This is a genomic window from Mycobacterium sp. (genome assembly GCF_035603715.1).
Lineage (GTDB): Bacteria > Actinomycetota > Actinomycetes > Mycobacteriales > Mycobacteriaceae > Mycobacterium.
The window spans coordinates 1-10,303 of the sequence record NZ_DATNJW010000559.1; the positions used below are offsets into that span (position 1 = coordinate 1).

The following is a 10,303-nucleotide window of genomic DNA, read 5'->3' on the forward strand; positions in this document are numbered from 1 at the left end:
CGGAGTGCCGCCGGCCAGCGACGTCGATGCCGTCCAAAGCGGGTAGTCGGGAGCCGGAATCAGCACCTGATCGCCGTTGTCCAGCAAGGCTTGCAGGGTCAGCGTGATGAGCTCCGAAACCCCGTTGCCCAGATACACGTCGTCAACGTCGAAACGTGGGAAGCCGTCGACGAGTTCGTAGCGGGTGACTACCGCGCGTCGCGCAGGAAGGATCCCCTTGGAATCCGAGTAGCCCTGCGCATAGGGCAGCGCCTGGATCATGTCGCGCATGATGACGTCGGGTGCGTCGAAGCCGAACGGCGCCGGGTTGCCAATGTTCAGTTTGAGGATGCGGTGCCCCTCGGCCTCGAGTCGCGCGGCCTGGTCGTGTACCGGTCCGCGGATCTCATAGAGCACGTCCTGCAGCTTCGAGGACTGCGCGAACGTCCGCTGCCGCGGCTGATGCCCCGCGTTCTGCCATGGCAGCTGATGAGTAGTCACATCGACTATGGTGCCACGGCTGTCCAGCTATTTTCTAATTCAACAACCAGCCTGATCAGCGCTTACCCGGTGGGCGGGCGCCGCGAGCGATGCCCAGGCCCTTGACGGGCGCTGCCGGCGGAGCCTGGCCGCCGTCCTCGCCATCGCCTGCAGCGGGTGCGGATTGCGGTTCTTCCTTCGCCTCAGGTTCGGGCTTGGCCTCCGGTTTGGACGCCGGCTCCGGTGCTGCGGAAGGTGCCGGTGCAGCAGCGGTCTTCTTGGCTCCCGGGCGCTTGGCTCCCGCCGCTATCCCCAAACCCTTGACCGGCGCGGCCGGCGCCTTGGCCTCCGGGGCGGCTGCGGGCTCGCTCTTGGCTTCGGGTTGTTGCGCCGGCGCGGATTGTGCTGCGGCTTCTGGTTTCACCACAGTTTTCTTCGCGCCCGGTCGCTTGGCCCCGGCAGCCAGGCCCAAGCCCTTGGCGGGCGCCGCAGGTGCCTTGGCCTCGGGAGCTTTCTCCTCGGTGGCCGACGGCGCCTGCGTGGCTTCAGCTTTGGGTGCTGCCTTCTTGGCTCCGGGCCGCTTGGCGCCACCGGCGATGCCCAAGCCGGTGACTGCCTTGGCGGCCTTGTCCTCGGCAGGCACGGCCGCTTCCGGTTCGGCAGCTTCCGGTTCGGCAGCTTCCTCCTTGGCTGGGGCGGTCGCGGTGGCAGCGGACGCGATAGGTGCGGCCTTCTCGGCATGCTCGGCGGCCTGCTTGGCGGCAGCACCCTTCTGCGGCAACGTGATCGAATCGCGGTCGAGCGACTCGAGCAGCAGCTGCGCCACGTCGCGGACGTCGACGCCTTCGCGTCCGGCGGCCTCCTGACGGTCATTGACGCCGTCGGTGACCATCACCCGGCAGAACGGGCACGCCGTTGCCACGGTGGTGGCACCGGTGGCCAGCGCCTCGTCGACACGCTCGTGGTTGATCCGCTTACCGATGTGTTCTTCCATCCACATCCGCGCACCACCGGCGCCGCAGCAGAAGCTGCGGTCGGCGTGCCGCGGCATCTCCGCGAGCTTTGCGCCCGAGGCGCTGATCAGCTCACGCGGTGCCTCGTAGACCTTGTTGTGGCGGCCCAGGAAGCACGGGTCGTGATAGGTGATGTCCTCGGAGACCGGGCTGACCGGGACCAGCTTCTTGTCGCGCACCAGCCGGTTCAGCAGCTGGGTGTGGTGAAGCACCGAGTAGTTGGCGCCCAGCTGCTTGTATTCACGGCCGAGGGTGTTGAAGCAGTGCGGGCAGGTGACCACGATCTTGCGGTCGACCGTCTCGACACCTTCGAATAGACCGTCCAGAGTCTCGACGGCTTGCTGCGCGAGCTGCTGGAACAGAAATTCGTTTCCGGAGCGACGGGCCGAGTCGCCGTTACAGGTTTCCCCGGTGCCCAGCACCAGGTACTTCACTCCGGCGATGGCGAGCAGTTCGGCGACGGCTTTGGTGGTTTTCTTGGCCTTGTCGTCATAGGCGCCCGCGCAGCCCACCCAGAACAGGTATTCATAACCGTCGAAGCTGTCGACGTCCTCGCCGTAGACCGGCACGTCGAAGTCGACTTCGCTGATCCAGTTGGTGCGGTCGGCAGAGTTCTGGCCCCACGGATTGGCTTTGGTCTCAAGGTTTTTGAACAGCACCGAGAGTTCAGACGGGAACTCCGACTCCATCATGACCTGGTAGCGGCGCATATCGACGATGTGGTCGATGTGCTCGATATCCACCGGGCACTGCTCGACGCACGCGCCGCAGTTCACGCAGGACCACAGCACGTCGGGGTCGATCACCCCGCCCTGTTCGGCGGTGCCGACCAGGGGACGGGCCGCTTGCTCGGGTCCGTGTCCGGGCACGCGGCCGAAACCGGATTCGGGGACGTGGTGGCCCTCTTCGTGGACGGTCTCGAGGTCCAGACCCTCGAGCGGCTCGGTCTTCTTCTCGCCAAGGATGTAGGGAGCCTTGGCCATCCAGTGATCCCGCAGATCCATGATGACGAGCTTGGGGGACAACGGCTTTCCGGTGTTCCAGGCCGGACACTGCGACTGACAGCGCCCACACTCGGTACAGGTGGCGAAGTCGAGGTTGCCCTTCCAGGTGAAGTCCTCGATCTTGCCGCGGCCGAAATTCGCGTCGTCCGGCGGGTTTTCGAAGTCGATTGGCTTGCCGTTGGCTTCGATCGGCAGCAGCGGACCCAGGCCGTCAGGCAGGCGCTTGAAGGTGACGTTGATCGGTGCCAAGAAGATGTGCAGGTGCTTGGAGTGCAACACGATCAGCAGGAAGATCAGCGCCACAGCGATGTGGGCCAGCAGAGCGAACGTCTCAATCCACTCGTTGGCGGCGGCGCCCAGCGGGTGCATCAGCGCGCCCATCGCGTGGGAGAAGAAAGCACCGTTGCCGTACGGCAAAGTGCCGGTGTTCGCCGACGCACCGCGGAAGATCGCGAAGCTGAAGATGACCATGAAGATCATGAACAGGATCAGCCAGGCACCGCCGGTGTGGGAGCCGTAGAACCGCGAGGAACGGCCGTATTCCTTGGGTTCTGAGCGCAACCGGATGATCGCGAACGTCGCGATGCCGGCCAGCACGCTCAACGCGATGAAGTCCTGCAGGAAACCCAGCGCATCCCACCGACCGACGATCGGGATGTGGAAATTGTTCTGGAACAGGGTGCCGTAGGCCTCGACGTAGACCGTGGCGAGGATGAAGAAGCCCCACATGGTGAAGAAGTGCGCCAGCCCCGGGATCGACCATTTCAGCAGCCTGCGCTGGCCGAACACCTCGGAGATCTGCGTCCAGATCCGCGTGCCGACGTCGTCGGTGCGACCGCTGACCGGCTGACCGGAAAGCGTGAGTTTGGCCAGCCACAGCACCCGGCGGGCGGCGAGCAAAGCGATGATCGCGGTCATCCCCAAGCCGACAACCAGTCTGATCAGCATCTGCGTGTGCACGGAGCAACTCCCCAAGACTCGTGTTACTGGTCAGTAACAAACTTTATGTTACTGGTCGGTAACTTACCTACTGCACCTGCTCAAGCCATGTAAGCCTGCTCATAGTGACATTGCCCAAGGGGTTACCGCGACGAAGGATGCCCTAACTTGGCTGCCGTTAATCGCGAAGTGCGCTGCATATGCAGGCGAAGGATTACGGCTCAGAAGTGCGGTATGGGCGGTAACGGGGGCAAATTGCTTCTCCACCAATGGTGCCGGGGATGTTGCGGCGTCCAGGTTGCGGTGTCCTGCGGCGGCACGGGTTCGATGGTCTCGGTCGAGGTGTCCGTCGTGGTTGGAGAGGTCGATGACGGGGTCGGCGACGGGCTGGTGGTGTGCGAGGACGTCGTGGTCGACGAGTGCGTCGTTGCCGGCGTTGGTGCAACACCCCCGCCGCCTCTGGCCAGGATGGCCAAGCCGTAGATGATGATCGCGATCAGAATCACCACCGTCAGGCCCCACAGGGCTAGAACCCATCGTTTGAGATACCAGGGCGATGGGCTTTCGGTGGTGCGGAAGCGTTCTGTCTCGTCGATGTTCGCGTTGCCCCTTGAATAACCGTCGACGTCATACGGCGGTCGATTGCCGCCCACGGCTAAGGCGTCCCGCCGTCGTGGTGATGGTGGTGGTGGCGGCCCTCGTCGACGCTGGTGCTGGTTGTCGGGGTCGTGGGGGGCTCCGTGGTCGTCGGTGGGACGGTCATGGTGGTCGTTGGAGCCGGAGCCACCGGCTCGGTGGTCGTCGGCGCCTCGGTCGTGGTGGTCGTGACCCCGGTGGGCGTCGTCGGTGACGTGGGAGTTTGTGTCGGACCGCCACTTCCATGGGTCTGGTCGGCGAGAAAGTACAGAGCCAGTCCGAGCAGGATCGCTGCGAACAGGCCCAAGGCGACTAGCACAATCGGATTGCGATACCAGGGCGGTCGGTGCTTGGGCTCGTGCCCGTCGTCGCCGGATTCGCTGTAGTCGTAGTAACCGGTCGGCGCTTCGCTGGGGTCGTCTGGAGGTCCGTAGCCCGTCACGTGCTCCGATCCTAGCGGTGGAACCTGGCAGCTTGCCGCGAAGGCTTGAGCGGCGGCGACCTAGAAGAGGCCGGGCGGCAGGTGCGGTAAGTGGAAGTGGTGGTGATGTCGCGGCGGCTCAGTGGGGGCAGGGGAGTAAGTGTTCTGCGGCGGCGCCTCTTCGGGGGTCTGCTCGGGCGTCTCCGGTGGCGGCGTCTCGCTGCTTGACGATGACGGCGGAGGAGTCGTGGTCGTCGTCGGTGAGGTGGTCGACGACCGCGTGTGCGAGGTGGAGGGCGTGGTCGTGGCCGGAGCACCGCCCCCGCCGCCGCGGGACAATTCGACGAGGCCGTAGATGATCAAGGTGAGCAGGAGTGCCAGCGCCAGCGCCCACAAGGCCAGCAACACGCGATTGCGGTACCACGGGTCTGGCGCGAAGTCGGGTTCAGCGGAGTCGGCGGCGTTGTCCAGCTCGTCAACATCCACCAGCGAATCGACCGCCCCGTAATTGGCCATCCGGGTCGGCCGATCGCTCGGGTCGTCTGGAACGCCAGCCACGACCCGATGCTACGTCAGAGCTGTCGTTGCACCTCGTCGGCGAAAAGCTGCAGGTGCTCGAGGTCGGACAGGTCCAGCAGCTGCAGATATACCCGCTGCAGGCCGATTTCGGTGAACGGCCCGAGCTGGTCGACGATCTGGGCAGGCGTGCCAGCCAGCGGCGAGTTGGACCGCAGTTCGTCGACCTCGCGTCCGATGGCGGCGGCCCGTCGGGCGATCTCCGCCTCGTCGCGTCCGGCGCACACCACGAAGGCCGCGGAGTACGTCATTGAATCGGCGGGCCGGCCGACCGCGTCGACCGCCTCGCGGACCCGCTCGAAATGAGTCTCGATGGTGTCCGGCGGCGCGAACGGCGCGTTGAACTCGTCGGCGAAGGTAGCGGCCAGCCGCGGCGTCTTCCTGGCGCCCAATCCCCCGATGATGATCGGCGGATGGGGTCGCTGCACCGGCTTGGGCAGCGCGGGCGAATCATTGACGGCGTAGTGCGCACCCGCGTAGTCGAACGTTTCGCCGACCGGCGCGGTCCACAACCCGGTGATCAGCTCGAGCTGCTCGGTGAGCCGGGCGAATCGCTCGCGCAGCGGTGGAAACGGGATCGCGTAAGCCAGGTGCTCCTCTTCGAACCAGCCGGCGCCGATGCCCAATTCGACTCGCCCGTTGCTCATTTCGTCGACCTGGGCCACCGAGATGGCCAGCGGTCCGGGATAGCGGAACGTCGCCGAGGTGACCAGGGTGCCGAGCCGGATCGACGACGTCTCCCGGGCGATGCCGCCCAGCGTCACCCAGGAGTCGGTCGGGCCGGGCCGCCCTTCGCCGCTCATCGCCATGTAGTGATCGGACCGGAAGAACGCCGAAAAACCCAGCGATTCGGCGGCTTGCGCGACCGCCAGCTGGTCGGAGTAGCTGGCGCCTTGCTGCGGTTCAACAAATACCCGAAAGTCCACGAGCGCCAGACTATGCGTGCCCCCGATGAGTATCGACTGGAGCTGGAGTCTGTGTAGAGATGAGCAGAATCAATCTTTCGATGTCGATATCCGCCGACGGCTACGTCGCGGGACCCGGTCAATGCCAGGACCACCCGCTCGGCGTCGGCGGTGAAACCCTGCACGACTGGCACCTCGGCGATACCAAGGATCATCCGGTCAATCGACAGGTGGTCTCGGAGATGTTGGACGGCATGGGGGCAACGATCATGGGCCGCAACATGTTCGGGCCGGTTCGTGGGCCGTGGGGCAACTCGGATTGGCAGGGGTGGTGGGGCGATACACCGCCGTATCACTGCCCCGTGTTTGTGCTGACCCACCACAAGCACGACCCGATCGAGATGCAGGGCGGGACGACGTTTCATTTCGTCACCGACGGAATCGAGACAGCGTACGCCCAGGCCGTGGCCGCGGCAGGTGGCCGCTCGATCTCGATCGCGGGGGGAGCCTCGTGTGCCCGGCAGGCGATCGCCGCAGGTCTTGTCGACGAGATCGACCTTCAGGTGAACTCGGTGATCCTCGGCTCGGGTGAGCGCCTCTTCGACGGTTTCGAGGCAGGCAAGCCCGCCTTGGAACTCGACAGGGTGCTCGAGGCTCCGGGCGTTGTTCACCTGCGCTACCGCATTTTTCGATGAACCGAGCCGACCGACCGTCGAGATGGTTAGGTCAGCGGTGTGAATTCCTTCGCGAAGTTTTTCCGTGACACCGTCGCGGTCCGGATCTTGGTCTCGGTGGTGCTCGGAGTCGCCGTTGCTCTGGTGGTGGGCAACACGGTCGGCTGGCGATTCGCGCTGGCGGGCTGGGTGGCCGCTGCCGCGCTGTACGTGGTCTGGACACAGCGCATCCTGAGCGGAATGGATGCCGAGCAGACGTGCAGATGGGTCACGCGGGAGGACCCGACCCGGTGGGTCGCCGACGTCGTCATTCTGACCGCCAGCCTTGCGAGCCTGGTCGGTGTCGGTTACGTGGTCGCCGCCGGATCGAAGCTAGCCGGCAGCGGCGCATTGGAAGCCGCACTCGTCGGGATTCTCACCGTCGGCGCATCCTGGTTCGCAGTACACACATTGTTTACCGTGCACTATGCGCGGCTTTACTACTCAGATGAACCTGGCGGCATCAACTTTCACGACCCGAACCCGCCGCGTTTCCGGGATTTCGCCTATCTCGCCTACACCGTCGGGATGACGTTTCAGGTCTCCGACACCGAGATCTGTTTGACCTCGATCAGGGCGACGGTGCTGCGGCACGCGCTGTTGTCGTATCTGCTTGGCGCTGTGGTGCTGGCCGTCACGATCAACTTGATTGCGGGGCTCGGCTCCAGAGTCTGATCGCTATTGGCCGAAAGCCAAGTCGCTCAGACGGTGTCGACCTTTTCGATGCTGACGAGACTGCTTGGCCGTTTGCCTGTCATGCGCGCTCGGCCGTCATGTTCATCTCGATCCAGCCCTGGCACGGGCCGCTCAAGATGTCGGTGTGCATGACGCCGGCAAGTGTTCCGTCGGCTTGGGGCGTGTAGCGAACATTGGATCGGGCCGGAGCCCATTGGATGGTGGTGTCGTGCATCATGCAGTCCCACTGGAACTCGCTGACTTGCGTCCAGGACGACCCATCCCAGGTGAACTGAACCGGTTGCGGAACCGTCGGATTGCTCGGCGCAGGGCCGCTAATGATTGTGGCGACGCACTTTCCGCTCGTGCAGCTCGAGCGGAACCCGTAGGTCTCGGTGTGCTGGCTCTCAGGATCACTGGCCGCCATGCTGGTCCCATCCTTTGGACCAACCATGAACGTGATCGCGTACTCGCCGTTCCAGGACGGAGTGTCGGCGGAGGCAGTTTGCGGAAGCGACAGGGCGATCGCGAGCGGCACGGTGCACAAACCGACGAGAGTGCTCAGACAGTCTGGGGCCATGGGTCTGTCCTCTCGGCTCGCAACGGCTTTGGAACTAGGATGCGCCGTGACAACCCTGAATGCACACACACAGGCATAATCACTCGGATACCGCCGAATGCGGCGCACTATGCGGAAGACGGTGTTGGGGAAGGTTAAGTCAGTCGATGTCTACACCCGGTGTTCGGGCTTTTGCGCGCTACCCGCGCGCCGAATCGCAGCGGCGATATGGCGCATGCTGGCTAGTGGTGACACGATGTCGGCGTAAGCGATGCTCATGACCGCAGCAGGGCCATATTCACGGCGACGACATGACCGCAGCAGAGTTCCGGTGCTGGTCGTGTAGCGCCGAGAAGTACAAGCAAGAGACGGTGCCATCTGTGCGAAAAGCAATTGCTGTTGGAGTTGTCTTGCTTACCCTCGCGGCTTCCTCGTGTGGCAATGCATCGCACACAGCGCAAAGGGACAGCGGGCAGGCAACGCCGGCGGCAGTTGCGGTTCCCGCGTCTACGCCAGCGCCAGATTCCCCTCCCGCGCCTGCGTCGTCGGCGCCCGATGCGGCTCCCCCACCGGAATTCGCAACGGTCTCCAAGCTGATGAACGATGCGATTGCGGCAAGCACGGTCCCAGGTGGCGTGGTGGTGATCGGGCATGGTGGCAAGGTCGTCTTCCATCAGGCTTATGGCTCGCGCAAGCTTGCCGGCGAACCGGGGTTAGATGGGTCGCCCGCACCTGCGGAGCCGATGACCGAAGACACGATCTTCGACATGGCGTCGTTGACGAAGTGCCTCGCCACAGCGACCGCGGTCATGCAGCTATACGAACAAGGCAAGATTCAATTCGACGATCCCGTGCAGAAGTACTTGCCTGACTTCAACACAGCCAACGATCCCCAGCGTGCAAAGGTGACGGTCCGCATGTTGCTGACCCACACTTCAGGCGAACCGGAAGACGTACGCCTCGATGATCCGTGGGGGTTGGACGGAGCCAACAAATCAGAAGGCATTCGCCGTGCCCTCACCACGCCGCTGGAGTCGCCTCCCGGTGAGTATTTCAACTACGCCGACATCAACTTCATTCTGCTTGGTGCGCTGATCGAGAAACTCACCGGTGAGCCTGAAGACGATTACGTTCAGCAGAATGTCTTTGCGCCACTTGGCATGACAGAAACCCGCTATCTTCCGCCTGCCAAAGCATGTGGTCCACACGTGACCCGAGGATCCGCGGTAGCCTGGGCGCCTGCGCCAATCGGCGGCATGCCGGGCGTTTGTCCTGGGGATACGTGGAGCACGAGTCTGTTGTCGCGCGTCGCACCTACGACACATGACGACGAAAGCAGGAACGATCCGGGCAAGAATCCCGATTTTGATTTCCTTCTTCGGGGCAGTGTGTTTGACCCGACGACGCGCCGCATGGGCGGGGTGGCCGGACATGCCGGGGTGTTCTCGACCGCGCACGATGCCAGCCTCTATGCGCAGGCGCTGCTTGATCGGCTCGCAGGCCGCCCGAGCAAGTTCCCACTGAAGCAGGCGACGTTGGAGTTGATGACATCTCCCCAGCAGCCCGGGAATACCGCTGGGCAAGTCGAAGCGGCGAACGATGCCACCCAAGAAGCCATCGCGAAGACACCAAACACATATGATCGGCTGCTCGCTCCGCACTATCCGGCGATCAGGGGACAAAACCTACGTGGCTTCGGCTGGGATATCGATACCGCCTATTCCGGCACGCGAGGCATGATCTTTCCGATCGGCAGCTTCGGACACACTGGATTTACCGGAACCTCGCTGTGGATGGATCCACGCTCGGATAGCTACGTCATTCTGCTCACGAGCGCGATCGACCCGCGAGACGATCCACCGATCGCGTACCTGCGAGGTGATGTGGCTACGGCGGCAGCCCTGGCCCTGCAATGAGCAGGCAACGGCCCAGCGGGCGCAACCGGCTTGTGGCCTCGGTGGGCATCGTCGCCGGTGTAGTGGTTATTGCGGTCGTGGTCTTCATTTCTGGCTGCAGTCTGGGCATTTCGTCGCGCGGCGACCACCACGCTGACCCAGCGATGAAGCCCGGCGGTGCGATGGGCCCGGTTGGGACGACGGGACCCGGTCAGCCGCCACCCAGCGCCTTTGTCACCGTTTCGGTGGCCACAGTGTGGACCACGCCGCAAAGCCCGCGTCCCGTCGACCATGCCGCCCTGACAAATCCGGTCGATATTCGCCGCTGGCTGTCGGCTATGACCCCGGCCCAGCAGCAAGCGCTCACCTCGGACAATCTCACCCAGACGCAGGCCCTCTTCGGCGACCGTGTCTTCGTGGTGGGGCAGCAGGGCGACTGGGACGAAGTACTGGTCCCCGGCCAGCCCACACCGAAGAACGCGCTGGGCTACCCAGGCTGGACTCCCAA

General features: G+C 64.2%; 10 protein-coding genes and 1 pseudogene. 4 read left to right on the forward strand and 7 right to left on the reverse strand.

Annotation, left to right across the window (positions count from 1 at the left end; all coding sequences use genetic code 11):
* From VN856_RS22845 to VN856_RS22870, 6 genes are all read right to left on the reverse strand, one after another.
* The coding region (locus VN856_RS22845; RefSeq protein ID WP_325693347.1) for an aminotransferase class I/II-fold pyridoxal phosphate-dependent enzyme at positions 1 to 507 on the reverse strand (507 nt) is incomplete at its 3' end.
* 28 nt (positions 508 to 535) lie between these two features.
* Positions 536 to 3,436 carry a 4Fe-4S dicluster domain-containing protein gene (locus VN856_RS22850; RefSeq protein WP_325693329.1) on the reverse strand — a complete coding sequence of 967 codons (2,901 nt, stop codon included), beginning with the start codon at positions 3,434 to 3,436 and terminating at the stop codon, positions 536 to 538.
* A gap of 200 nt (positions 3,437 to 3,636) precedes the next feature.
* Positions 3,637 to 4,068 (reverse strand): hypothetical protein, encoded by a 432-nt coding sequence (locus VN856_RS22855; RefSeq protein WP_325693332.1) that lies wholly within the window; start codon positions 4,066 to 4,068, stop codon positions 3,637 to 3,639.
* 2 nt (positions 4,069 to 4,070) lie between these two features.
* Positions 4,071 to 4,493, reverse strand: a complete 423-nt coding sequence (locus VN856_RS22860) for a hypothetical protein (RefSeq protein ID WP_325693334.1) — start codon at positions 4,491 to 4,493, stop codon at positions 4,071 to 4,073.
* Between the two features lie 60 nt (positions 4,494 to 4,553).
* The gene (locus VN856_RS22865) at positions 4,554 to 5,030 is read right to left on the reverse strand and encodes a hypothetical protein (protein ID WP_325693336.1); all 477 of its coding nucleotides are present in this window, start codon (positions 5,028 to 5,030) and stop codon (positions 4,554 to 4,556) included.
* Positions 5,031 to 5,044: 14 nt separating this feature from the next.
* On the reverse strand, positions 5,045 to 5,974 hold the full coding sequence (locus tag VN856_RS22870) for an LLM class F420-dependent oxidoreductase (RefSeq protein WP_325693339.1): 930 nt from the start codon (positions 5,972 to 5,974) through the stop codon (positions 5,045 to 5,047).
* A 59-nt stretch (positions 5,975 to 6,033) separates the two neighbouring features.
* Here VN856_RS22870 and VN856_RS22875 point away from each other — a divergent pair, with 59 nt between their 5' ends.
* Together VN856_RS22875 and VN856_RS22880 are read left to right on the forward strand one after the other, a co-directional pair.
* Positions 6,034 to 6,648, forward strand: coding sequence for a dihydrofolate reductase family protein (locus tag VN856_RS22875; RefSeq protein ID WP_325693341.1), 615 nt, complete (start codon positions 6,034 to 6,036; stop codon positions 6,646 to 6,648).
* Between the two features lie 39 nt (positions 6,649 to 6,687).
* Positions 6,688 to 7,341, forward strand: a complete 654-nt coding sequence (locus VN856_RS22880) for a DUF1345 domain-containing protein (protein ID WP_325693342.1) — start codon at positions 6,688 to 6,690, stop codon at positions 7,339 to 7,341.
* Between the two features lie 79 nt (positions 7,342 to 7,420).
* Here the strand turns inward: VN856_RS22880 and VN856_RS22885 are convergent, their stop codons facing one another.
* Entirely contained in the window at positions 7,421 to 7,921 is a 501-nt protein-coding gene (locus VN856_RS22885) for a hypothetical protein (RefSeq protein ID WP_325693345.1), read from the reverse strand.
* Between the two features lie 575 nt (positions 7,922 to 8,496).
* Here VN856_RS22885 and VN856_RS22890 point away from each other — a divergent pair.
* Together VN856_RS22890 and VN856_RS22895 are read left to right on the forward strand one after the other, a co-directional pair.
* Positions 8,497 to 9,816, forward strand: a complete 1,320-nt coding sequence (locus VN856_RS22890) for a serine hydrolase domain-containing protein (protein WP_414687029.1) — start codon at positions 8,497 to 8,499, stop codon at positions 9,814 to 9,816.
* Positions 9,813 to 10,303 (forward strand): annotated as a pseudogene (locus VN856_RS22895) (hypothetical protein); the annotation flags it as partial. The gene VN856_RS22890 and the pseudogene VN856_RS22895, both read left to right, overlap by 4 nt.

What these genes read in the sequence shown, in the direction of transcription:
- VN856_RS22875 (WP_325693341.1), top strand. Translation starts at nt 6,034, where the DNA reads ATGAGCAGAATCAATCTTTCGATGTCGATATCCGCCGACGGCTACGTC.
- VN856_RS22890 (WP_414687029.1), top strand. Translation starts at nt 8,497, where the DNA reads ATGAACGATGCGATTGCGGCAAGCACGGTCCCAGGTGGCGTGGTGGTG.
- VN856_RS22885 (WP_325693345.1), bottom strand. Translation starts at nt 7,921, where the DNA reads ATGGCCCCAGACTGTCTGAGCACTCTCGTCGGTTTGTGCACCGTGCCG.